At 69.5% G+C, this 22,566-nt stretch carries 22 protein-coding genes and 3 tRNA genes; 6 read left to right on the top strand and 19 right to left on the bottom strand.

Annotation, left to right across the window (positions count from 1 at the left end; genetic code table 11):
• Positions 1-83: 83 nt before the first annotated feature.
• The 9 genes from rpoB to IE207_RS05955 form a co-directional block, all read right to left on the bottom strand.
• On the bottom strand, positions 84-3,566 hold the full coding sequence (rpoB, locus tag IE207_RS05995) for a DNA-directed RNA polymerase subunit beta (RefSeq protein WP_190182993.1): 3,483 nt from the start codon (positions 3,564-3,566) through the stop codon (positions 84-86).
• Between the two features lie 609 nt (positions 3,567-4,175).
• Positions 4,176-4,559 carry a 50S ribosomal protein L7/L12 gene (gene rplL, locus IE207_RS05990; RefSeq protein ID WP_190182992.1) on the bottom strand — a complete coding sequence of 128 codons (384 nt, stop codon included), beginning with the start codon at positions 4,557-4,559 and terminating at the stop codon, positions 4,176-4,178.
• 110 nt (positions 4,560-4,669) lie between these two features.
• Positions 4,670-5,200 (bottom strand): 50S ribosomal protein L10, encoded by a 531-nt coding sequence (gene rplJ, locus IE207_RS05985; RefSeq protein ID WP_190182991.1) that lies wholly within the window; start codon positions 5,198-5,200, stop codon positions 4,670-4,672.
• Between the two features lie 274 nt (positions 5,201-5,474).
• A complete protein-coding gene (locus tag IE207_RS05980; RefSeq protein ID WP_229873397.1) occupies positions 5,475-6,362 on the bottom strand; it encodes an SCO4651 family lipoprotein in 888 nt (295 codons plus the stop codon).
• A 169-nt stretch (positions 6,363-6,531) separates the two neighbouring features.
• A complete protein-coding gene (gene rplA / locus IE207_RS05975) occupies positions 6,532-7,260 on the bottom strand; it encodes a 50S ribosomal protein L1 (protein WP_030154662.1) in 729 nt (242 codons plus the stop codon).
• A gap of 87 nt (positions 7,261-7,347) precedes the next feature.
• Positions 7,348-7,782: a 50S ribosomal protein L11 gene (gene rplK / locus IE207_RS05970; RefSeq protein ID WP_190182990.1), complete on the bottom strand. Its 435-nt coding sequence runs from the start codon at positions 7,780-7,782 to the stop codon at positions 7,348-7,350.
• 165 nt (positions 7,783-7,947) lie between these two features.
• The gene (gene nusG / locus IE207_RS05965) at positions 7,948-8,883 is read right to left on the bottom strand and encodes a transcription termination/antitermination protein NusG (RefSeq protein ID WP_190182989.1); all 936 of its coding nucleotides are present in this window, start codon (positions 8,881-8,883) and stop codon (positions 7,948-7,950) included.
• Positions 8,884-8,967: 84 nt separating this feature from the next.
• A complete protein-coding gene (gene secE, locus IE207_RS05960; protein WP_030298162.1) occupies positions 8,968-9,249 on the bottom strand; it encodes a preprotein translocase subunit SecE in 282 nt (93 codons plus the stop codon).
• A gap of 105 nt (positions 9,250-9,354) precedes the next feature.
• Positions 9,355-9,427 (bottom strand) — tRNA-Trp (locus IE207_RS05955).
• A 202-nt stretch (positions 9,428-9,629) separates the two neighbouring features.
• Here IE207_RS05955 and IE207_RS05950 point away from each other — a divergent pair.
• Positions 9,630-10,856 (top strand): pyridoxal phosphate-dependent aminotransferase, encoded by a 1,227-nt coding sequence (locus IE207_RS05950; protein ID WP_190182988.1) that lies wholly within the window; start codon positions 9,630-9,632, stop codon positions 10,854-10,856.
• A gap of 253 nt (positions 10,857-11,109) precedes the next feature.
• Entirely contained in the window at positions 11,110-12,129 is a 1,020-nt protein-coding gene (locus IE207_RS05945; RefSeq protein ID WP_190182987.1) for an adenosine deaminase, read from the top strand.
• Here the strand turns inward: IE207_RS05945 and IE207_RS05940 are convergent.
• From IE207_RS05940 to IE207_RS05900, 9 genes are all read right to left on the bottom strand, one after another.
• Positions 12,119-12,535: a hypothetical protein gene (locus IE207_RS05940; RefSeq protein ID WP_190182986.1), complete on the bottom strand. Its 417-nt coding sequence runs from the start codon at positions 12,533-12,535 to the stop codon at positions 12,119-12,121. The two genes, IE207_RS05945 and IE207_RS05940, sit on opposite strands and share 11 nt — an antisense overlap.
• Before the next feature lie 15 nt (positions 12,536-12,550).
• On the bottom strand, positions 12,551-13,606 hold the full coding sequence (locus IE207_RS05935; RefSeq protein ID WP_190182985.1) for a UDP-N-acetylmuramate dehydrogenase: 1,056 nt from the start codon (positions 13,604-13,606) through the stop codon (positions 12,551-12,553).
• 72 nt (positions 13,607-13,678) lie between these two features.
• Complete coding sequence (locus IE207_RS05930; RefSeq protein WP_190182984.1) at positions 13,679-15,142, bottom strand: MFS transporter; 1,464 nt, start codon at positions 15,140-15,142, stop codon at positions 13,679-13,681.
• 68 nt (positions 15,143-15,210) lie between these two features.
• Positions 15,211-15,771, bottom strand: a complete 561-nt coding sequence (locus IE207_RS05925; protein WP_190182983.1) for a TetR/AcrR family transcriptional regulator — start codon at positions 15,769-15,771, stop codon at positions 15,211-15,213.
• Positions 15,772-16,370: 599 nt separating this feature from the next.
• Positions 16,371-16,799: a MaoC family dehydratase gene (locus tag IE207_RS05920; protein ID WP_190182982.1), complete on the bottom strand. Its 429-nt coding sequence runs from the start codon at positions 16,797-16,799 to the stop codon at positions 16,371-16,373.
• Position 16,800: 1 nt separating this feature from the next.
• Positions 16,801-17,253, bottom strand: a complete 453-nt coding sequence (locus IE207_RS05915) for a MaoC family dehydratase N-terminal domain-containing protein (protein WP_190182981.1) — start codon at positions 17,251-17,253, stop codon at positions 16,801-16,803.
• Positions 17,254-17,419: 166 nt separating this feature from the next.
• Positions 17,420-17,584 carry a 50S ribosomal protein L33 gene (gene rpmG / locus IE207_RS05910; protein ID WP_003956487.1) on the bottom strand — a complete coding sequence of 55 codons (165 nt, stop codon included), beginning with the start codon at positions 17,582-17,584 and terminating at the stop codon, positions 17,420-17,422.
• Between the two features lie 89 nt (positions 17,585-17,673).
• Positions 17,674-17,746 (bottom strand) — tRNA-Met (locus tag IE207_RS05905).
• Between the two features lie 48 nt (positions 17,747-17,794).
• A tRNA-Thr gene (locus IE207_RS05900) sits at positions 17,795-17,867 on the bottom strand.
• Between the two features lie 392 nt (positions 17,868-18,259).
• On the opposite strand from IE207_RS05900, the gene IE207_RS05895 reads away from it, so the two are divergent.
• Both IE207_RS05895 and IE207_RS05890 read left to right on the top strand, forming a co-directional pair.
• Positions 18,260-19,636 (top strand): amidohydrolase family protein, encoded by a 1,377-nt coding sequence (locus IE207_RS05895; RefSeq protein ID WP_190182980.1) that lies wholly within the window; start codon positions 18,260-18,262, stop codon positions 19,634-19,636.
• Positions 19,637-19,711: 75 nt separating this feature from the next.
• Positions 19,712-20,368 carry an SDR family oxidoreductase gene (locus tag IE207_RS05890; RefSeq protein WP_190182979.1) on the top strand — a complete coding sequence of 219 codons (657 nt, stop codon included), beginning with the start codon at positions 19,712-19,714 and terminating at the stop codon, positions 20,366-20,368.
• 170 nt (positions 20,369-20,538) lie between these two features.
• Here IE207_RS05890 and IE207_RS05885 read toward each other — a convergent pair whose 3' ends face one another.
• Positions 20,539-20,937: a DUF3574 domain-containing protein gene (locus IE207_RS05885; protein WP_229873393.1), complete on the bottom strand. Its 399-nt coding sequence runs from the start codon at positions 20,935-20,937 to the stop codon at positions 20,539-20,541.
• 145 nt (positions 20,938-21,082) lie between these two features.
• Between IE207_RS05885 and IE207_RS05880 the strand changes: the two genes are divergently transcribed.
• Together IE207_RS05880 and IE207_RS05875 are read left to right on the top strand one after the other, a co-directional pair.
• On the top strand, positions 21,083-21,592 hold the full coding sequence (locus tag IE207_RS05880) for a hypothetical protein (protein ID WP_190182977.1): 510 nt from the start codon (positions 21,083-21,085) through the stop codon (positions 21,590-21,592).
• Positions 21,593-21,959: 367 nt separating this feature from the next.
• Positions 21,960-22,448: a YajQ family cyclic di-GMP-binding protein gene (locus tag IE207_RS05875; RefSeq protein ID WP_136213204.1), complete on the top strand. Its 489-nt coding sequence runs from the start codon at positions 21,960-21,962 to the stop codon at positions 22,446-22,448.
• The last annotated feature ends 118 nt before the right edge of the window (positions 22,449-22,566 follow it).

Raw genomic sequence — 22,566 nt, 5'->3', positions numbered from 1 at the left:
TCTTTCGGGGTCGAGTCTCAATCATGGTCTGAACGGTCCCGGGGATGACGGGGGGCTCTTGAGCGAGCCCCCCGTCAGGCCCGTCAGACCTCTTCGACGCTGCTCGGCTCACGCCGGGACAGGTCGATACCGAGCTCCTCCGCCGCGCGGAAGACGTCCTCGTCGGTGTCGCGCATCTCGATGGACATGCCGTCCGAGGACAGCACCTCCACGTTGAGGCAGAGCGACTGCATTTCCTTGATGAGCACCTTGAAGGACTCGGGAATGCCCGGCTCGGGGATGTTCTCGCCCTTGACGATGGCCTCGTAGACCTTCACGCGGCCGGTGACGTCGTCGGACTTGATGGTCAGCAGCTCCTGGAGGGCGTAAGCGGCGCCATAAGCCTCGAGCGCCCACACCTCCATCTCACCGAAGCGCTGGCCACCGAACTGCGCCTTACCACCCAGCGGCTGCTGCGTGATCATCGAGTACGGACCGGTCGACCGGGCGTGGAGCTTGTCGTCGACCAGGTGGTGCAGCTTGAGGATGTACATGTACCCGATCGAGATCGGGTCCGGGAACGGCTCGCCGGAGCGGCCGTCGAACAGACGCGCCTTGCCGGACGGCAGGACCAGGCGGTCGCCGTCGCGGTTCGGGATGGTGTGCTCGAACAGGCCGGCCAGCTCGTCCTCGCGGGCACCGTCGAACACCGGGGTGGCGACGTTGGTGCCGGGCTCGACGCGGTCGGCGCCGATCGCCTTGAGGCGCTCGGCCCACTCCTCGCCGAGGCCGGAGACGTCCCAGCCGCGGCTGGCGAGCCAGCCGAGGTGGATCTCCAGGACCTGTCCCGGGTTCATTCGGGACGGGACACCCAGCGGGTTCAGGATGATGTCGACCGGCGTGCCGTCCTCAAGGAAGGGCATGTCCTCGATCGGGAGGATCTTGGAGATGACACCCTTGTTGCCGTGACGGCCGGCGAGCTTGTCACCGTCGGTGATCTTGCGCTTCTGGGCGACGTAGACGCGGACCAGCTGGTTCACGCCCGGGGGAAGCTCGTCGCCCTCCTCGCGGTCGAAGACGCGGACACCGATGACCTTGCCGATCTCACCGTGGGGGACCTTGAGCGAGGTGTCACGCACCTCGCGGGCCTTCTCACCGAAGATGGCGCGGAGCAGACGCTCCTCCGGGGTCAGCTCGGTCTCACCCTTGGGCGTGACCTTGCCGACCAGGATGTCGCCGGCGACGACGTCCGCACCGATGCGGATGATGCCGCGCTCGTCGAGGTCGGCGAGGACCTCTTCGGAGACGTTCGGGATGTCCCGGGTGATCTCCTCGGGGCCCAGCTTGGTGTCACGGGCGTCGACCTCGTGCTCCTCGATGTGGATCGAGGAGAGGACGTCGTCCTGTACGAGGCGCTGCGACAGGATGATCGCGTCCTCGTAGTTGTGGCCTTCCCACGGCATGAACGCGACGAGCAGGTTCTTGCCAAGGGCCATTTCGCCCTCTTCGGTGGCCGGGCCGTCGGCGAGGACCTGGGCCTCGACGATCCGGTCGCCCTCGTTGACGATGACCTTCTGGTTGACCGAGGTGCCCTGGTTCGAGCGGGAGAACTTCGCGACGCGGTACGTGGTGTACGTGCCGTCGTCGTTGGCGACGGTGATGTAGTCGGCCGAGACCTCCTGGACGACACCGTCCTTCTCCGCCTTGATCGAGTCACCGGCGTCGACGGCGCAGCGGTACTCCATGCCGGTGCCGACGAGCGGCGCCTCCGCCTTGATCAGCGGAACGGCCTGGCGCATCATGTTCGCGCCCATGAGGGCACGGTTGGCGTCGTCGTGCTCCAGGAAGGGGATCATCGCGGTCGCGACGGACACCATCTGGCGCGGGGAGACGTCCATGTAGTCGACGTCGTCGCCGGCGATGTAGTCGATCTCGCCACCACGACGGCGAACCAGGACGCGGTTCTCGGTGAAGCGCATCTCGTCGTTCAGGCCGGCGTTGGCCTGGGCGATGACGAAGCGGTCTTCCTCGTCGGCGGTCAGGTAGTCGACCTCGTCGGTGACGACACCGTCGACGACCTTGCGGTACGGGGTCTCGACGAAACCGAACGCGTTGACGCGGCCGTAGGACGCGAGCGAGCCGATCAGACCGATGTTCGGGCCTTCGGGGGTCTCGATCGGGCACATGCGGCCGTAGTGCGACGGGTGGACGTCACGGACCTCGAAGCCGGCCCGCTCACGGGACAGACCACCGGGGCCCAGCGCCGACAGACGGCGCTTGTGGGTCAGGCCCGACAGCGGGTTGTTCTGGTCCATGAACTGCGACAGCTGGCTGGTGCCGAAGAACTCCTTGATGGAGGCGACGACCGGCCGGATGTTGATCAGGGTCTGCGGCGTGATCGCCTCGACGTCCTGCGTGGTCATGCGCTCGCGCACGACGCGCTCCATACGAGCCAGACCCGTACGGACCTGGTTCTGGATGAGCTCGCCGACGTTGCGCAGACGACGGTTGCCGAAGTGGTCGATGTCGTCGGTCTCGACGACGATCGAACGGCCCGACTCACCGGTGGTCTCGGTCTCGCCCGCGTGGAGCTTCACGAGGTACTTGATCGTCGCGATGATGTCGTCGGTGGTGAGCACACCGGCGTCGAGCGGCTCGTCGGCGCCGAGCTTCTTGTTCACCTTGTAGCGGCCGACCTTCGCGAGGTCGTAGCGCTTGGGGTTGAAGTAGAGGTTCTCGAGCAGCGTCTGAGCGGCCTCGCGGGTCGGCGGTTCGCCCGGGCGCAGCTTGCGGTAGATGTCGAGCAGCGCGTCGTCCTGGCCCTGGGTGTGGTCCTTCTCCAGGGTGGCGCGCATGGACTCGTACTCGCCGAACTCTTCGAGGATCTGCTCGGTGGTCCAGCCGAGAGCCTTGAGGAGGACGGTGACGGACTGCTTGCGCTTGCGGTCGATGCGGACACCGACCATGTCGCGCTTGTCGACCTCCATCTCCAGCCAGGCACCCCGGGACGGGATGATCTTGGCGGAGAAGATGTCCTTGTCGGACGTCTTGTCGATGGAGGAGTCGAAGTAGACACCGGGGGAACGGACGAGCTGCGACACGACGACACGCTCGGTGCCGTTGATGACGAAGGTGCCCTTGTTGGTCATGAGCGGGAAGTCGCCCATGAAGACCGTCTGAGACTTGATCTCTCCGGTCTCGTTGTTCGTGAACTCGGCAGTGACGAAGAGCGGCGCCGCGTACGTGAAGTCGCGCTCCTTGCACTCGTCGACCGAGTTCTTCGCCGGCTCGAAACGGTGGTCGCGGAAAGTCAGCGACATCGACCCGGAGAAGTCCTCGATCGGCGAGATCTCCTCGAAGATCTCTTCAAGACCGGACTTGGTGGGGACGTCCTGTCCACTCTCAAGAGCCGACTCGACGCGAGCCTTCCAGGCGGCGTTACCGAGCAGCCAGTCAAAGCTCTCGGTCTGCAGCGCCAGGAGGTTCGGAACCTCGAGGGGCTCCTTGATCTTTGCAAAGGAGATGCGCAGCGGGGCGGTGCTGGCACCGTTGTTCGTATTGGTCGAGGCGTTGCGCGAGGCGGCCAAGAGGGGGTCCTTCCGAGGGCTCGGACTCACTACGCGCGTACCGGTCCCAGCCGACACAGAAGACAGACGCTTTCAATCTGGTCCGAAAGACCAGGTCAGGGCGGATCAGTCAGGTGTGCTCGAGCGTGGGCATGCCCCTGGCGACGGGCAGGGGGCAGCTAACAGGCAGCGCAAAGGGTCAGTGTAGCCACTTGGCTCACTGATGTCCAGACCAGGTTTCCGGAAACCGGCAACAGGCCTTCCCCACTCGATCAACCAACACCGTGTTCGTCCAACACCGCGTCCAACTCTGCCGCGCTCTGAACACAGAGCGCGTATCAGTACTGCCCTCTTCGTGGTCGATCCATGCCTCGGATCGCCGATCCGTACCCTCGGGTCCCGGAGCGGTGCGGGCGGGTCTCCCACGACCGGTCTGAGAATTGCGCGCCGCCGCCCGTTCGTCAAGGCCCCCTGCTCCGAGCGGATCACCTGCGGACCGGCTCCGAGACAACGAAGATCACCCTACTCCCCAACGAGAGCAGGGCAAATCAGGCACTCCGGGTACGCCAAAGGGCGACCACCCTTACGGGTGACCGCCCTTTGAAGAGGCCCCAGAGGGCCTCAGAGGTGTTACTTGACCTCGACGCCGGCGCCGGCGGCCTTGAGGGCCTCGGCGGCCTTGTCAGCGGCCTCCTTGTTGACCTTCTCGAGGACCGGCTTCGGGGTGCCGTCCACGAGGTCCTTGGCCTCCTTGAGGCCCAGGGAGGTCAGCTCACGCACGACCTTGATGACCTGGATCTTCTTGTCGCCCGCACCGGTGAGGATGACGTCGAACTCGTCCTTCTCCTCCTCGGCCTCGGCCGGGGCACCCGGGCCGGCGGGGCCGGCAACGGCGACGGCCGCGGCGGCGGTGACGTCGAACTTCTCCTCGAAGGCCTTCACGAACTCGGAGAGCTCGATGAGGGTCATCTCCTCGAACTGGGCGAGGAGGTCGTCCTGAGAGAGCTTCGCCATGATGGGCGATCCTTCCACTAATTCGGCAGGTGCCGGATGTATATAGAGGCGGGCGTAACGGCCCGCTACGACCCACGCACTAGGCGGCGTGGATCAGTGCGCGAGCCGAATTACTCGGCACCGCCCTGCTCGGCGAGCTTGACGCGAAGCGCTTCCGCGGTGCGGACGAACTTCGACGGCAGCGCCTGGAAGAGCGAGGCAGCCTGGGACTGCTTGCCCTTGAACGCGCCGGCCAGCTTGCTGAGCAGAACCTCGCGGGACTCGAGGTCCGCAAGCTTCTTGATCTCATCAGCGGTGAGCGCCTTACCATCAAGGACACCCGCCTTGATGATGAGGTTCGGGTTCTCCTTGGCGAAGTCACGCAGGCTCTTCGCCGACTCCACCGGGTCACCGGTGATGAAGGCGACCGCGGTCGGACCAGCGAAGTGCTCGTCCAGCGCGGTGATCCCGGCCTGGTTGGCCGCAATCTTGGTCAGCGTGTTCTTCACCACGGCGTACTGGGCGTTCTCACCGAGAGAGCGACGCAGCGTCTTGAGCTGCGCGACGGTGAGACCCCGGTACTCGGTCAGCACGGCGGCGTTCGAGCTCTGGAACGCGTCCGTGAGCTCGGCTACCGCGGCAGCCTTGTTGGGCGTCGGCATAGTGCGTCGGCCTCCTTCCGGGTGATGAGGACCGCTCAGAAGGGGCTACATGCAAAACGCCCCGGCGCAGGCGCCAGGGCGTAGCTCAACCGGATCGTGAAATCCGGGAACTTTCCTCAGTCACCTACGCGGGTCGTCCGCATCCAGCGGATCCTTCGGCCGCCGCACCCTTGCGAGCACGGCAACGACCAGCGGTCTTTGGCTTCTGGGGAACTGTACGTGAAGCACGCGACCCGAGGCAAATCGCCCTCGGGCCGCCCTCCCGGCCCCACGCTCAGCCCTGGGCGCCGCCGTTCTTCATCATCTCGGCGAGGTCCACGACCTGGTCGGCCGGGGGAGCCGCGATGTCCACCGGCTTGTTGTACTCGGTGAACTTGATCGTGACGTCCATCGGCCCCTTGGCGGTCTGGCCCTGGGTGCGCACCTGCTTGGTGTGGTTGGTGCCGTCGACCCACATGTCCACCACGAGGCTCCGCACGCCCTGCGCCTCGAGTTGCTTGACGGACTTGTCCTGGCGCTCCTTGGCCTCGGGCGAAGCCGCGGCCGCCGCGGCCTTCATCTGGTCCAGGCTGACCGTGCCGGACAGGTGCGTGGTCTTCTGCCCGTCGACGGTCTCCTCGCCGACCACCTTGAGGTCCTTGGCCCCCTGGAGCTGGTTCGCCCGGTCGGCCGGGTTCTCGCCGCTCTGGCCGGCCTTGCCGAGGGCGTCCAGCTGGGCCGCCGCGTCCGGGCTCGCGCTCTTGAGGTCGAGCTTGAGGAACTTGCCGTCGCTCCCGATGTACATCACACCGCCGATGAGGCGCAGGTCGACGGTCCCGCCCTCGGCCTCCGGGGAGGCCATCTTCATCGACATGCCCACCTCGGGCTTGATGCGCATGGCCACGTCGCCCGAGACCGGCTGGCCCGCCACGCTGCCGGACATGGTGTAGCGGAGCGAGGTGATCTCCTCGGAGCCCTTCTTCACCTGCTCCAGGTAGGCGGCCGGCTCCGCCTGCACCGGCTTCTGCGCGCCGGACGCGCCGGGCGTGCCCGACGCGCTCTTCGAGGGAGCAGCGGCGGCGCCGTCCTTCTTCCCCCCGTCGCAGGCGGTGGCCCCGCCGGCGAGCAGTACGGCCGCGGCCACGGCCACGACGGTCCGCTTGCGGTACGCGTTCACGTTCACGGAAATCCCCACCCCTGTTCACTGCTGGTCAGAGGGCACATTACTGGCCGGTCACGACAGCGGTCGAACGGGTATACGGAACGGGCCCCCCGCTCCCCCGGAAGGGAGCGAGGGGCCCGTTCAGCCACTCGGTGAGCCGTGACGCGAGTCAGGCTCGGTCCGGTCGGACTCAGACGGCAGCCGGGTCTTCCTCGACGAGGAGGTTGCGGGTGCGGTTGGAGTCCAGCTGGATGCCGGGGCCCATCGTGGTGCTGAGGGCGGCCTTCTTCACGTAGCGGCCCTTGGCGGCGGACGGCTTGAGACGAAGGATCTCGTCCAGCGCGGCGCCGTAGTTCTCGACCAGCTGCTCATCGGTGAAGGAGACCTTGCCGATGATGAAGTGCAGGTTCGAGTGCTTGTCGACGCGGAACTCGATCTTGCCACCCTTGATCTCGGTGACAGCCTTGGCGACGTCCATGGTGACGGTGCCGGTCTTCGGGTTCGGCATGAGGCCACGGGGACCGAGCACGCGGCCCAGGCGGCCGACCTTGCCCATGAGGTCCGGCGTGGCGACAACGGCGTCGAACTCGTTCAGGCGGTTGCCCTTGGCGATCTCGTTGATCAGCTCGTCGTCGCCGACGATGTCGGCGCCGGCGGCTTCCGCGGCCGCAGCACGGTCACCGGTCGCGAAGACCAGGACCCGGGCGGTCTTACCGGTGCCGTGCGGGAGGTTCACGGTGCCGCGGACCATCTGGTCGGCCTTGCGCGGGTCGACACCCAGGCGGAAGGCGACCTCGACGGTGGCGTCGAACTTGGTCGTGGAGGTCTCCTTGGCGAGACGGACGGCCTCGAGCGGGGCGTACAGCTTCTCCCGGTCGACCTTGGCGTCCGCAGCGCGGAGAGTCTTGCTGCGCTTCACTTCTGCTCCTGTGTTTCGGATTCAGGCATGGAGTCGTGGTGCGGGCCAGCGCTTGGCCCTACCACTGGTGGTGCTGGGGCGGCTGAATCAGCCTTCGACCGTGATGCCCATGGAACGGGCGGTGCCGGCGATGATCTTCTCGGCGGCGTCGAGGTCGTTGGCGTTCAGGTCGGGAAGCTTGATCGTGGCGATCTCGCGGACCTGGTCACGCGTGAGCTTCGCGACCTTGGTCTTGTGCGGCTCGCCCGAGCCCTTCTCGACGCCCGCGCTCTTCAGGATGAGGCGCGCGGCCGGCGGCGTCTTGGTGATGAAGGTGAAGGAGCGGTCCTCGTAGACCGTGATCTCCACCGGCACGACCATGCCACGCTGCGACTCGGTCGCGGCGTTGTAGGCCTTGCAGAACTCCATGATGTTGACGCCGTGCTGACCGAGCGCGGGGCCGACCGGCGGAGCCGGGTTGGCCGCGCCGGCCTTGATCTGGAGCTTGATAAGCCCCGTGACCTTCTTCTTCTTGGGAGGCATTGCTCTCTCCGGGTCCTAGTGAGAGTTTTTCGCCGCCAATCCGGTCATCCGGATGGAGGCATACCGCACCACGATAACGGGTATCGGTGCGGGGCTGAAAACCGAGCAGGTCAGACCGCCCTTCACGGGGCGTTCTGACCTGTTCGGAAGCGTGGATTCAGAAGATCAGTTCTTCTGGATCTGGTCGAAGCTCAGCTCGACCGGGGTCTCGCGACCGAAGATCTCGACGAGGCCCTTGACCTTCTTCGAGTCCGGGTTGATCTCGTTGATCGTCGCCTGGAGCGTCGCGAACGGGCCGTCGGTGACGGTGACCGAGTCGCCGACCTCGAAGTCGAGGACCTCGATCTGGCGCTTGACGGCGGGCGCGGGCAGGCCGGCCTCTTCCGCGGCGGCCTTGGCGGCCTTCTCCTGCGCCTCCGGGGCGAGCATCTTGACGATCTCGTCCAGGGTCAGCGGGTAGGGGTCGTAGGCGTTGCCGACGAAGCCGGTGACGCCCGGGGTGTTGCGGACGACGCCCCAGGACTCGTTCGTCAGATCCATGCGGACGAGAACGTAACCGGGCAGCTTGTTCTGCCGGACGTTCTTGCGCTCGCCGTTCTTGATCTGGACGATCTCTTCCTCGGGCACCTCGGCCTGGTAGATGAACTCCTCGACGTTCAGCGAGACGGCGCGCTGCTCCAGGTTGGCCTTCACGCGCTTCTCGTAGCCCGCGTAGGTGTGGATCACGTACCACTCGCCGGGCAGCAGGCGGAGCTCGTCGCGCAGCGCCTCGATGGGGTCGACCGGCTCGGCGGGCTCTTCGGCCTCGGCCTCGGCGGCGTCCTCCACGGCGTCGGCGTCATCGTCAGCGGACTCGTCGTCGGTCTCGACCTCGGCGGCGTCGGCGGCCTCGACGTCGGCGTCGGCTTCGTCGGAGGCCTCGTCATCGGAGGACTCGACGTCGGACTCGACGTGCAGGGCGGATTCCTCGGCAGCGGCACCCGCTTCGGCGTCGGCGGCCTCGGCCTCATCGAGGTCCGCGTCCGCCGCCTCGACGATGTCGAGCTCGTCCTCGACGGACTCGACGGAGTCGTGGCTCGCGTTCAGGTTCGGGTCAGACACGGTGGCTGCTTCTTCCTGGATACAAAAGGTGGTCGAACATGCGAAAACGGGCGGCACCCATCAAGGCGCCGCCCTCCGCGGGGATCAGCCGAAGACGAACTTGATGGCTTCCTGGAACCCATAGTCAATCACGGTCACCAGACCGATCATGATGACGACGAAGACAATCACCACAGTGGTGTACGTCGTCAGCTGGTTGCGAGTGGGCCAGACGACCTTGCGGAGTTCCGCGACGATCTGGCGGTAGAAGAGCGCGAGCCGGCCCAGAGGACCCTTCTTGCCGCGCTTGCCGCCCTTGCGGGCCTTCTTCTCGCGGGTGTCGTCCTCGGCGTCAGGCATGTCGATGGAGCCCAGGGCGTCCGTCACGTCTCTCACCTGAATCCGGGTCGTGGCCGTAGCCGCGCCCGGTTGCGCCGCACGGCGTTGCATCGAAGTACGTACCTGCGCACACGTCCGAGAAGGAGTGTGGAGCAGGGCCGGAGGGACTCGAACCCCCAACCGCTGGTTTTGGAGACCAGTGCTCTACCAATTGAGCTACGACCCTTTGCGTTCCCCAACCTACCGCATCCGGGCGAGTGCACGGAGTGCTCACGCTCTGGGGCGGCCGGTGAGGACCAACGACAGGTGAGTGTACGTGGTCCGGGCCCTGACGTCGAACAGAAGCCGCCGGGGCCGGATGCGGATCACCCCCGTCCGGTAGTTGAAACGGTGTGCGTCGCCCGTTTGCCGTCTGGGACGATTGCCGCATGACCTCTGCAACGCCTTCCTCCGAGCGCCGGGTGTCCGCCCGTATCGGCGCTATCTCCGAGTCCGCCACCCTCGCCGTCGACGCCAAGGCCAAGGCCCTCAAGGCCGCCGGGCGCCCGGTGATCGGCTTCGGCGCGGGCGAGCCCGACTTCCCGACCCCGGACTACATCGTCGAGGCGGCGGTCGAGGCCTGCCGCAACCCGAAGTACCACCGCTACACGCCGGCCGGCGGCCTGCCCGAGCTGAAGACCGCGATCGCGGCCAAGACGCTCCGCGACTCCGGCTACGAGGTCGACGCGTCCCAGGTCCTGGTGACCAACGGCGGCAAGCAGGCCATCTACGAGGCGTTCGCCGCGATCCTCGACCCGGGCGACGAGGTCATCGTCCCGGCCCCGTACTGGACGACGTACCCCGAGTCGATCCGCCTCGCGGGCGGCGTCCCGGTGGAGGTCGTCGCCGACGAGACCACCGGCTACCGGGTCTCCGTCGAGCAGCTGGAGGCCGCGCGCACCGAGCGCACCAAGGTCGTCCTGTTCGTCTCCCCCTCGAACCCGACCGGCTCCGTGTACAGCGAGGACGACGCGCGCGCCATCGGCGAGTGGGCGGCGGAGCACGGCCTGTGGGTGCTGACTGACGAGATCTACGAGCACCTCGTCTACGGCGACGCGAAGTTCACCTCGCTCCCGGTGCTGGTCCCGGCCCTGCGCGACAAGTGCATCATCGTGAACGGCGTTGCCAAGACGTACGCGATGACCGGCTGGCGGGTGGGCTGGGTCATCGCGCCGAAGGACGTCATCAAGGCCGCGACCAACCTGCAGTCGCACGCCACCTCCAACGTCTCCAACGTGGCGCAGGTCGCGGCGCTGGCCGCCGTCTCGGGCAACCTGGACGCGGTCGCGGAGATGCGGAAGGCCTTCGACCGCCGCCGCCAGACCATGGTCAAGATGCTGAACGAGATCGACGGCGTCTTCTGCCCGACCCCGGAGGGCGCGTTCTACGCGTACCCGTCGGTGAAGGAGCTCCTCGGCAAGGAGATCCGCGGCAAGCGCCCGCAGACCTCCGTCGAGCTGGCGGCCCTGATCCTGGACGAGGCCGAGGTCGCGGTCGTCCCGGGCGAGGCCTTCGGCACGCCGGGCTACCTGCGCCTGTCGTACGCCCTGGGTGACGAGGACCTGGTCGAGGGCGTGTCCCGCATCCAGAACCTCCTGGCGGAGGCCAAGGCCTGATCCTCCGGCCGCCCCCTTGATCCACCCTGAGCGGTGACGCCCTCCCCGGGCGCCACCGCTCAGTCGTGTCGGGGATGAGCAGCCCCGCCGGCGACCGAGGCGCATCAGCAGCCCCGCCGGCGATTGAGGCGCGGTCCGGGCAGAGCCCGGGTAGGCCCCGCGCAGCGGAAACCGGCCCGCCCGCGCGTTCGAGCAAGCCCCCGATCAGGAAAACCCCCTCCCGCCGAGCGCAGCGGTACGGCAGGATCACCGGATGGAGCACGTACGCGATCTCACGCTTCTGCCGAAAGCCCACCTGCACCTGCACTTCACGGGTTCGATGCGGCCGTCCACCCTGCTGGAGCTCGCCGACAAGTACGGCGTGCGCCTGCCCGACGCCCTGACCAGCGGTGAGCCACCCAAGCTGCGGGCCACCGACGAGCGCGGCTGGTTCCGCTTCCAGCGGCTCTACGACGCCGCCCGCTCCTGCCTCCGCGAGCCCGACGACATCCGGCGCCTGGTCCGCGAAGCGGCCGAGGAGGACGTACGGGACGGCGCGGGCTGGCTGGAGATCCAGGTGGACCCCACCTCCTACGCCCCGCTGCTGGGCGGCATGATCCCGGCCGTCGAGATCATCCTCGACGCCGTCGACGCCGCCTCCCGCGACACCGGCCTCGGGATGCGCGTCATCATCGCCGCCAACCGCATGAAGCACCCCCTCGACGCCCGCACCCTGGCCCGTCTCGCCGTCCGCTACGCGGACCGCGGCGTCGTCGGGTTCGGCCTGTCCAACGACGAGCGCCGCGGCATGGCCCGCGACTTCGACCGGGCCTTCGCCATCGCCCGTGAGGGCGGCCTGCTCGCCGCCCCGCACGGCGGCGAGCTGACCGGACCGGCCTCCGTGCGGGACTGCCTCGACGACCTGCACGCCGTCCGCGTCGGGCACGGCGTACGGGCCGCCGAGGATCCCAGGCTGCTCAAGCGACTCGCGGACCGGCAGATCACCTGCGAGGTCTGCCCCGCCTCGAACGTGGCGCTCGGGGTGTACGAACGACCCGAGGACGTGCCGCTGCGCACGCTCTTCGAGGCGGGCGTGCCGATGGCGCTCGGTGCGGACGACCCGCTGCTGTTCGGGTCCCGGCTCGCGGCCCAGTACGAGATCGCGCGCCGCCACCACGCCTTCACGGACGAGGAGCTGGCGGAACTGGCGCGGCAGTCGGTACGGGGTTCCGCGGCGCCGAAGGAGGTTCAGGCCAAGCTGCTGGACGGGATCGACCACTGGCTCACCGGGTGAGCCGCAGGTCCCCTTCGTAGCAGTCGGCCCGCACCCGGTCCCCGTCGGCGAAGCCGATCTCCAGGTGGGTGCGGCCGGTCCCGGGCGCGGCGTACTCGGCGACGGTGGCGACGGTCTCGCCGAGGTGGCGCAGGAAGGGGTGGTCGCCGAGGTCCTCACCGACCTCGATGCGGCCCCACTCGCCCATGTCGTACGGCTGGTGCGGGGTCTCGGACTCCACGATGAGGCACTGGTCGGAGCCGGTGGTGATGCGGGTCGACTCGCCCTCGCTGTCGAGGAGCCAGACGTCGAGCGGCGCCTCGGATCGTTCGCCCTCGTAGACGTGCCAGGACGCGACGACCGCCTTGATCTCGCGGCCCACCAGCCGGGTGGGGTCCGTACCGGCCCCGTGCAGGGGACAACGCATGGCGGCCGGTGCTCCTCAGATGCTGACGCCGACCGTCACCGGTTCGTTGACCAGGGTGACGCCGAAGGCCTCGTGGACGCCCGCGACGACCTCGCGGGCCAGGGCGAGGAGGTCCTCGGTGGTGGCTTCGCCCCGGTTGGTGAGGGCGAGGGTGTGCTTGGTGGAGATCCGCGCGGGGCCGGTCCCGTAGCCCTTGGTGAAACCGGCCTTGTCGATCAGCCAGGCGGCACTGGTCTTCGTACGGCCTTCGCCGGCGGGGTAGGCGGGCGGGTTGGTGTCGGCGCCGAGGCGGTCCTGGACGCGGGCGAGGAAGGCGGCGTAGGCCTCGTCGGTCAGGATCGGGTTGTGGAAGAAGGAGCCGGCGGACCAGGTGTCGTGGTCGGCGGGGTCGAGCACCATGCCCTTGCCGGCGCGCAGGCGCAGCACGGTCTCGCGGGCGACGGCGGCCGGTACGCGGTCGCCGGCCTCGACGCCGAGGGCGCGTGCGGTCTCCGGGTACTTGATGGGGGCGGAGAGCCCGCCGGCGTCTTCCAGGGCGAAGCGGACGCGCAGGACGACGTAGCGGTCGGGCTGGTCCTTGAAGGTGCTGTTGCGGTACCGGAAGTCGCACTCGGCGGCGCTGAGGGTGACCGTTTCGCCGGTGGTGCGGTCGTACGCGACGACCTCCGTGATGGTGTCGCAGACCTCCTGGCCGTACGCCCCGACGTTCTGGATCGGCGTGGCACCGGCGGAGCCGGGGATCCCGGCGAGGCACTCGATCCCGGCGAGGCCGGCGTCGACGGTGCGGGCGACCGCGTCGCTCCAGTTCTCGCCCGCGGCGAGCTCCAGCCGGGTCCCGTCGAGGCGGAAGCCGGTGGTGGCGATGCGCAGGGCCGTGCCGTCGAAGCCCTTGTCGCCGATGACGAGGTTGCTGCCGCCGCCGATGACGAGCAGCGGGGTGCCGGCGGAGTCCGCGGCGCGGACGGCGTCGACGACCTCGGCGTCGGTTGTCGCGGTCACCAGCCGGGCGGCGGGGCCGCCGAGCCGGAAGGTGGTCAGCGGGGCGAGGGGGGCGTCGTGGAGTTCCTGCACGGGGACAAGAGTACGGTCCGTGCCCCTCGCATCCTCGCGGGGCACGGACCGTGACTCGGCGGCCTTTCCGGCTCAGCTCGCGGCGGGCACCTTCTGCGCGCCGGCGTCGGCGCCGGCGCTCGCGCTCGCGGCCACGGCCACGGCGGACGCGGCCTTCGCCTTACGCGGCAGGAGCATGGCGAGCGCTGCGGCCAGGGCCACGGCCCCGGCGCCGATCCACAGCGCGGGAACGGTGCCGTCGGTGAAGGCCTGCGGGGTCTCGTAGCCGCCCTGCGCGGAGAACACGGAGGCCAGGACGGCAACTCCGAGGGCGCCGCCGACCTCGCGCAGCGCGTTGTTGGTGCCGGAGGCCTTGCCCTGGTCGGCGGGGGTGACGGTGGACATCAGCGCGTTGGAGGCGGGGGCGAAGTACAGCGCCATGCCGATGCCGCTGAGGATGAGGGCGGGCAGCTGGGCCGCGTAGGAGACGTCCGCGCTCAGGATCGCCGCGAACCAGCCGAGCCCGAGGGCCTGGAAGGCGAGCCCGGCGGTGACGACGGGTCGGCTGCCGATCCGGTCGGACAGGATCCCGGCGATCGGCGCGACGATCATCGGCATTCCGGTCCAGGGGAGCATGCGCAGCCCCGCCTCGGTGGGCGAGTAGCCGGCTACGCCCTGGAGGAACTGGCTGAGCAGGAAGATCGACCCGAACATGCCGAGGAACATCAGGAGGCCCGCGAGGTTGATCCCGAGGAAGCCACGGTTTCGGAAGAGGCGCATCGGGAGCATGGCGTGCGGGTTGCCGGAGCCGTGCCGGATGAAGCCGCCGACGAGCGCGGCGCCGAGGACGAGGCCGGTCAGCACGGGAGTGCTGGTCCATCCCTTGGCGTTGGCGTTGACCAGGGCGTAGACGATCCCGAAGAGGCCACCGCTGATGAGGAGGGTGCCGGGGACGTCGAGCCGGGCGCCGGGGGCGGTGGACTCGGCGAGGCGCAGGCGAGCGAGCGGGATCAGGGCGATGCCGATCGGCACGTTGATCCAGAAGATCCACTGCCAGGAGACGTGCTCGGTGAGGCTGCCGCCGATGAGGGGCCCGCTGGCGACGGCAAGGCCGGTGACGGCCCCGTAGATGCCGAGGGCCATGCCCCGGCGGGCGGCCGGGACGGCGGCGGTGAGCAGGGTGAGCGTGAGCGGCATCATCACGGCGGCGCCGACGCCCTGGACGGCGCGGGCGGCGATGAGCTGGTCGATGCCGGGCGAGAGGGCGGCCGCGGCGGAGGCGAGGGTGAAGACCGAGAGCCCGCCGATGAAGAGCCGGCGCCGGCCGAAGCGGTCGCCGAGGGCGGAGCCGAACATCAGGAGGACGGCGAAGGTGAGCGTGTAGGCGTTCACCGTCCACTCCAGGTCTTCGAGCTTCCCGCCGAGGTCCGCGCGGATGGCGGGCAGGGCGGTGGTGACGACGAGGTTGTCGAGGGCGGCCATGAAGCTCGCGGCGCCGGTGATGACGAGGGCCCAGATGGCGGAGCGGCTGAGTACGGGTGGTGCCTGTTCGTTCATTTCTCCCCCTGATTAGTTATCACTGACTAAGTTCACTGCCCAAGCCGAACCGACGCCCAGCCGGCGCCCTACCGGCCCTGGCCCTTACCGGCGGGGTAGCACCCTTCCCAGACCCGGTGACCGGGCGGGAAGCCGAGCGCGACGAGGGTGTTGATGAGCATCCCGTGCGCCATGAAGCCGGTGGTCTCGTTCGCGTCGGCCCCGAGCGCGAGGTGGACGGTGTCCCACAGCCTCATCCAGCCGGCCCGCACCATCTCGCCGAACTCCGTCTCACCGGCGGCCTCGGCGGCGGCGACGGCGAGGCTCGCCTGGAGCTGCATCTGCAGCTTGTCGGGGTGCTCGGCGATCAGCTCGATGTAGGCGTCGGCCATGGCACGGTGCGCCTCCTCGCTACCGAGGCCTTCGGTGGCCTTCTCGAAGACGAGCCGGATGTCCTCGGTGCAGCGGGCGACGGCGGCGACGAAGATGGCCTGCTTGTTGGGGAAGAGCCGGAAGAGGTACGGCTGCGAGACGCCGACGCGCTTGGCGATGACCTCGGTTGACGTGCCGTAGTAGCCGCCGCGGGCGAATTCGTGCATTGCCGCACGGATGACGCTCTCGCGTCGCTCTTCTGCGCTCATCCTTGCCATGCACCTAAGTTAGTGCTCAATCACTAACCTGTCCACTGGCCGACGCCGGACCGCGTCATCTGTTTCCGCCGGGCAGCTCCGGCGAGGCAGGAATTGACGGCGGCTTCGACGCCAGAACACGTCAGCCGTGTAGCGATGGCCGGCGGCCCATGCCCAGCCCAAGGCGGGCCGCGGACGCTGAGCCGGGAGGAGCGCGTAGCGATCTGTCGCGCCCGTCGGTAGGCCCCACGAGGCTGAAATCGGCGGCGCGACAGTCCCCCGGAGGTAGCTCCGGCGAGGCTGAATTGGCGGGGCTCCGGAGGCGGCCCTGCGCTCGGGGCTTCGGTCCGAGGTCCCTGAGACGGGGTCATCGGAAGCCGTACCTCCCGACCGTTCCCCTGGGGGCTTCCCGGCAGTCTTTGGCGTTTCGGGGCGGGACGGCCCGTCAAGGGTGGCCGAAGGCCATCGCGAAGCGACGCGACGACGAGGAACGAGGAGGAGCGCCCTTGACAGGCCGAACCGACACGAAAGGACAGTGGACTGACGGGAAGCCCCCAGCACCTCCCCGACACCGGGAAAAGGAGACACCGCCCCACCCCGCCCCCCGGCCCGGTCCCGCCCTACGCCAGCTGAACCACCGCGCGGGACATGCCCAGGACCTTCTGACCCGCGCTGGTGGCCGTCAGGTCCACCCGGACGCGGTTGTCGTCCAGCTTGGCGGCGACCTTCGCCGTGACCTCGATCAGCGCGCCCCGCTCGTCGTTCGGGACGACGACCGGCTTCGTGAACCGCACCCCGTACTCGACGACCGCACCCGGGTCGCCGACCCAGTCGGTCACCACACGGATCGCCTCGGCCATGGTGAACATGCCGTGCGCGATCACGTCCGGCAGCCCGACCTCCTTGGCGAACTTCTCGTTCCAGTGGATCGGGTTGAAGTCCCCCGAAGCACCGGCGTACTGGACGAGCGTGGCACGCGTCACGGGAAAGGCCGCCGCCGGCAGCTCGGTGCCGACCTCGACATCGGCGTACTGGATCTGCGCGGTCATCTCAGGCCTCCTCAGGGGCGCGGGACACGAGCTTGGTCCACGCCGTCACCACGTGCTCGCCGGACTCGTCGTGCACTTCACCGCGGATGTCGATGATGTCGTTGCCCGCCATCGACTTCACGGCCTCGATCGTGGACGTCACCGACAGCCGGTCACCCGCCCGCACCGGCCGCACGTACGCGAACTTCTGGTCACCGTGCACGACGCGGCTGTAGTCCAGCCCCAGCTGCGGGTCCTGGATGACCTGACCCGCGGCCTTGAACGTGATGGCGAACACAAAAGTCGGCGGCGCGATCACATCCGGGTGGCCGAACGCCTTGGCGGCTTCCGGATCGAAATACACCGGATTTTCGTCACCGAGCGCAACCGCGAATTCGCGGATCTTCTCCCGGCCGACCTCGTACGGATCGGTGGGCGGGTAGCTCCGCCCCACGAAGGTCTGGTCGAGGGCCATGGCTCACTACCTCCAGTTGAAGAACACGATCATCAGTCGTCGGGTACGGCGGTACACCGGTGAATCCCAGGTGCCGGGTACGGGGCACGGGCGGAAACGACACGAGGCCGCCCCCTGGGAAGGGGACGACCTCATGACGGTGCCTGTGTTCGAGACTCGCTAAGGCTTAGCGGGTCTCGCGGTGCGCGGTGTGCGAGTTGCAGCGCGGGCAGTGCTTCTTCATCTCAAGACGGTCCGGGTTGTTACGCCGGTTCTTCTTGGTGATGTAGTTCCGCTCCTTGCACTCCACGCAGGCCAGCGTGATCTTCGGGCGGACGTCGGTGGCAGCCACGTGAGTGCTCCTTGACGGACAATTGGGACGGATGAACGCATACAAGAGTAGCCGACCGGGAGACCGACCCCGCAATCGGCTACTGTGTGTAGCGGCGACCGGACTTGAACCGGTGACACAGCGATTATGAGCCGCTTGCTCTACCGACTGAGCTACGCCGCTTTGATGTGATCGACTCCCCACCCGAGGGTGGGGAACCTCTCTCACCAGAGCCCCAATGCGGAATCGAACCGCAGACCTTCTCCTTACCATGGAGACGCTCTACCGACTGAGCTATTGGGGCGAGCGATGAAGACATTACACGGTTGCCCGCCGATCGCCCAAATCCTTTGGGGCGCCCGGGCTCCGGGCCACTCCACGTCCGATTCCCGGTCGGCGCACGAGCCACGTCCGACCCGTTTTCCCCACCGAATCGCGGAGTTTGTGGCGGACGTCACGCACCGGCCGGAGCGAGCCGAGCCGACCACGCACCCAACCGACCCCGCCCGGCCGCTCTGCCCACGCCACCACCACGCCACCACGCCACCACGCCACCACGCCAGTACGACTATTGCCCTCCTCCGCAAACCGGACACCCCGGCGCCCTAGGCTCTGAGCACGCTGCGTGATCTTGGGCCGCAGGCCACCGGCCACAGGCCCTGGCCCAGGAACCGCCCGAGCCACCGCAGGAGCGCGATGTCCGACAGCCAGCCGCAGCAGCCCTCCCCTCCCCCGCGCGGCGGCCGGGGTGACGGCGGCGGGTACGGACCCGCGCGGGGCCCCGCCGGGGGGTCGGCCGCCGGGGGCGCCGAGGCCACCACGCTGCTCCTCGCCGGGGCGCGCCTCACCGACGGCCGCACCGTCGACGTCCGGCTCGGCGGTGGCCGGATCCAGGAGGTCGCCGCCCCCGGCGCCCTCCCCACCCGCACCCCCACCCGCACCCCCGCCCGGCCCCCCTCCCTCCCCCTGGCCCCGAACCGGGCTCCCTCCCACACCCCCCGCGTCGACCTCACCGGCTACCTCCTGCTCCCCGCCCCCGCCGAGCCGCACGCCCACGGGGACACCGCCCTGACGGCGGACGCCGAGGGCCCCCTCTCGTACGGCACCGACGAGGTCCAGCGCCGGGCCACCGAGTCCGCCCTCCTCCAGTTGGGCCACGGCGCCACCGCCGTGCGGTCCCACGTACGCATCGGCGGCGCCCACGGGCTGGGGCCCATGGAGGCCGTGCTCCAGGCCCGCCGCTCCCTGCGCGGCCTCGCCGACCTGACCACGGTCGCCGTCCCGCGGCTGCTGACCGGGGTCGCCGGGGCGGACGGGCGGGCCATGCTGCGCGACGCCGTCAAGATGGGGGCCTCGGTGATCGGCGGCTGCCCGGACCTGGACCCCGACCCGGCCGGGTACCTCGAAGCCGTGCTGGAACTGGCCGGCGAGCAGGGCTGTCCCGTCGACCTGCACACCGACGGCGACGACCCCGCCCGCCTGGCCCGGCTCACGGCGATGGCCCGCGGCCTGCGCCCCGGTGTGACCATCGGCCCCTGCGGCGGCCTGTCGCGGCTGCCGCTGGACGTGGCGAGCCGCGCCGCCGACGAGCTGGCCGCGGCCGGAGTCGGGGTGACCTGCCTCCCGCAGGGCGACTGCGCCGCCCTGGAGCGCCGGGGGCTGCGCACCGCTCCCGTACGCCTCCTGCGCTCCGCCGGAGTCCGGGTCGCGGCGGGCAGCGGGGCGCTCCGGGACGCGGGCAACCCCGTCGGCCGCGGCGACCCGCTCGAAGCCGCGTACCTGCTGGCCTCCCAGGGCGGTCTGCGCCCGGCGGAGGCGTACGAGTCGGTCAGCACCGCCGCCCGGGAGGCGATGGGCCTTCCGGAGGTCCGGGTGGAGGCCGGTTTCCCGGCGGAGCTGCTGGCCGTGCGCGGTGACCGCATCGCGGGGGTGCTGTCCCTGGCGTACAGCCGGATCGTGATCCACCGGGGGCGGGTGGTAGCCCGTACGAGTGCCGTACGCGAGTACTGCGACTCGGCGGTGGCGGTGGCCCTGGACCTGCCCCGGCAGGGACGTACGGAGCCCGGCCCCTGAGCCGTACCCGGCCGGCACCGGTCGTTCGCCGCCCGTTCGCGGGCGGCCGGGCCCGGCTCGTCGTACGGTCGGGGCATGCGCATCGTCATCGCGGGTGGACACGGTCAGATCGCGCTGCGGCTGGAGCGGCTGCTCTCCGCGCGCGGGTACGAGGTCGCGGGCATCATCCGCGACCCGGAGCAGGGCGACGACCTGCGGGAGGCGGGTGCCGAACCGGTGCTGTGCGATCTGGAGTCGGCCACGGTGGAGCACGTGGCGGGGATCCTCCACGGTGCGGACGTGGCGGTGTTCGCGGCCGGCGCCGGCCCGGGCAGCGGCATCGAACGCAAGGACACGGTGGACCGTGCGGCGGCGGTGCTGTTCGCGGACGCGGCCGAACGCGCGCGCGTACGGCGCTTCCTGATGGTCTCCTCGATGGGCGCGGACGCCCGTCACGAGGGCGAGGAGGTGTTCGACTACTACCTCCGGGCCAAGGGGGAGGCCGACGACCACCTCCGTACGCGCCTGGGCCTGGAGTGGACGGTGCTGCGCCCTGGTGGGCTGACCGACGACGAGGGTACGGGGCTGGTCCGCCTGGAGGCGCATACGGGGCGCGGGACGATCCCGCGCGACGATGTGGCGGCGGTGCTGGCGGAGCTGGTGGAGACTCCGGCGACGGCCGGCCTGACCTTGGAGGTCGTCTCCGGTTCCACCCCGGTCGCGGTGGCCGTCAAGGACGTGGCGGGCAACTGACCGGGCCCGCCCGCCGGGGCCCGGAAGCCGGGGCCCGGAAGCCGGGGCCCGCCCGCCGGGGCCCGGAAGCCGGCCCCGCCCGGACGCCGGCCCCGGGCCGGAATCCGGTCCCGGGCCGGGGCCCCCGGAGCGAGGCCCGGCCCGCGCCGCGCCGGGCCGGACCGCCCCCGCTAGAACTCCGCCGTCACCTCGTCGTCGGAGCGGCCGACGGAGTCCTGCTCGTACTGCCGCTCGTACGCCCGGCGGATCCGCTCGATGCGCACGCTGCGGTCGTCGGCCTCCTTCTCCGGGTAGAGCAGCACCACCTCGTACGACGTCTCGTGGACGATCGTCCCGTCCTTGCCGCGCCACTGGCCGTGGGCGTCCTGGACGGTGAGCCCCTCGGGGAAGGCGGGGGTCACCTCGCGGTCGATGAAGCGGTTGAACTCCGCCTCGCTGACCGGGCTCTGGCCGACGGGCCGCGCGGTGCCGAAGTAGAGCCGGGTCTCCTGGTACGACTGCCCGACATGGGGGTGCAAGGCTGCTCCGAGCAGGGCCGGGAGCCCCGCGCCGAGCAAGGCGATGAGCACTCCGCCGCCGACCTTGCCACGTGTATTCGATGTCCAATTCACGCCCCGTGAACGACGGGACGCGTTGATCGTTGCGCCCGGGGCGCCCGATAGGGTCACTGCGGTTCGGCTGCAGGGGGCGGTCGCTTGAGGCACCGGGGTGGGCATGGGCGACGGCGGGTGGCGCATGGGCGGGGCGCAGGGCGGCCGGCTCGCGGCGCGGTGGTGGAAGTGGGCCCTGTCGGCGCCGCAGGAGCAGAGCCCCGTCTCCGATACGACGGGGCGCAACGCCGGGTGGCGCCAGCCCGACGACCTCTGGTTCCTCGCGGGCACGTACGGCGGCCGCGTGGTGCGGCGGTGCAGCATCCCGGCGGGCCGTCCGCTGTTCTTCCCGGTGCTGAACACGCAGCGCAGGGCGGTGCCGTTCGTGACCAAGCCGTGGGCACTGACCGTGGCGCGGGCGTCGGCGGCGCTCAACAGCACTCCGCTCACGGTGAGCGAGTACAGCTCCAAGACCTTCCAGGCGTTGGGCGTTCCGCGAGTCGCCTGGGGCCTGTGGTGCGGCCTCACCCCGCTGCCGCCGGGCCAGTTCGTGCTGGAGATCGACGCCGCCACGGCGAACGGCTTCCGCATCGACACGACGTACCACCTGACGGTGACGCAGCCGGGGAAGTAGCCGCGGAAGTAGCCGCCGCCGGCCGCTCGGCGGGGTACTTGAACCGCGCCGCCCCCGCCCGCGGACATACGAAGAAACCCCCGCCCCCTACGTTTCCGTAGTGGGCGAGGGTCTCACTCGCGTGGCGGCGCCAGGGTTCGAACCTGGGTAGGCTGAGCCACACCGCCATGGGATGTTGCCGTTTTTCCGCCTTGCGGCGGCGCTCCGTGGCAACGACGTAAACAATACCCGATGCCCGGGGGTGCTTCGCCACCGGATTGATCAGCACCGCACGGGGGCGTGGTGGCTAGGCTTTGCGGAGCGGTCCGGGGATGTCCGGCCGCGGCCCCACGGGGCACAGCCAGCCGATTTCAAGGAGCCACAGCACATGGCCGACTCCAGTTTCGACATCGTCTCGAAGGTCGAGCGGCAGGAGGTCGACAACGCCCTCAACCAGGCCGCCAAGGAGCTTTCGCAGCGCTACGACTTCAAGGGCACGGGCGCCTCGATCGCCTGGTCCGGCGAGAAGATCCTCATGGAGGCGAACTCGGAGGAGCGCGTGAAGGCCATCCTCGACGTCTTCGAGACCAAGCTGGTCAAGCGCGGCATCTCGCTCAAGGCGCTGGACGCCGGCGAGCCGCAGCTGTCCGGCAAGGAGTACAAGATCTTCGCGACGATCGAGGAAGGCATCTCCCAGGAGAACGCCAAGAAGGTCGCGAAGATCATCCGGGACGAGGGCCCCAAGGGCGTCAAGGCACAGGTCCAGGGCGAGGAGCTGCGCGTCAGCTCCAAGAGCCGCGACGACCTCCAGGCCATCCAGGCGCTCCTCAAGGGCAAGGACCTGGACTTCGCGATCCAGTTCGTGAACTACCGCTGACCCGGGTCTTGGACCTGCGCATGCGCTTCTAGCGAGCCGGCAGGGCACAACGGGGGCACACCGCCGAGGGCCGAGCACCGCCTCGACGGCTGCCCGCGTTGTGCCCTCGCCGTTTGCC

The sequence above is a fragment of the Streptomyces cirratus genome (assembly GCF_014650775.1).
Lineage (GTDB): Bacteria > Actinomycetota > Actinomycetes > Streptomycetales > Streptomycetaceae > Streptomyces > Streptomyces cirratus.
This window is presented reverse-complemented; position numbering and strand designations above follow the sequence as displayed.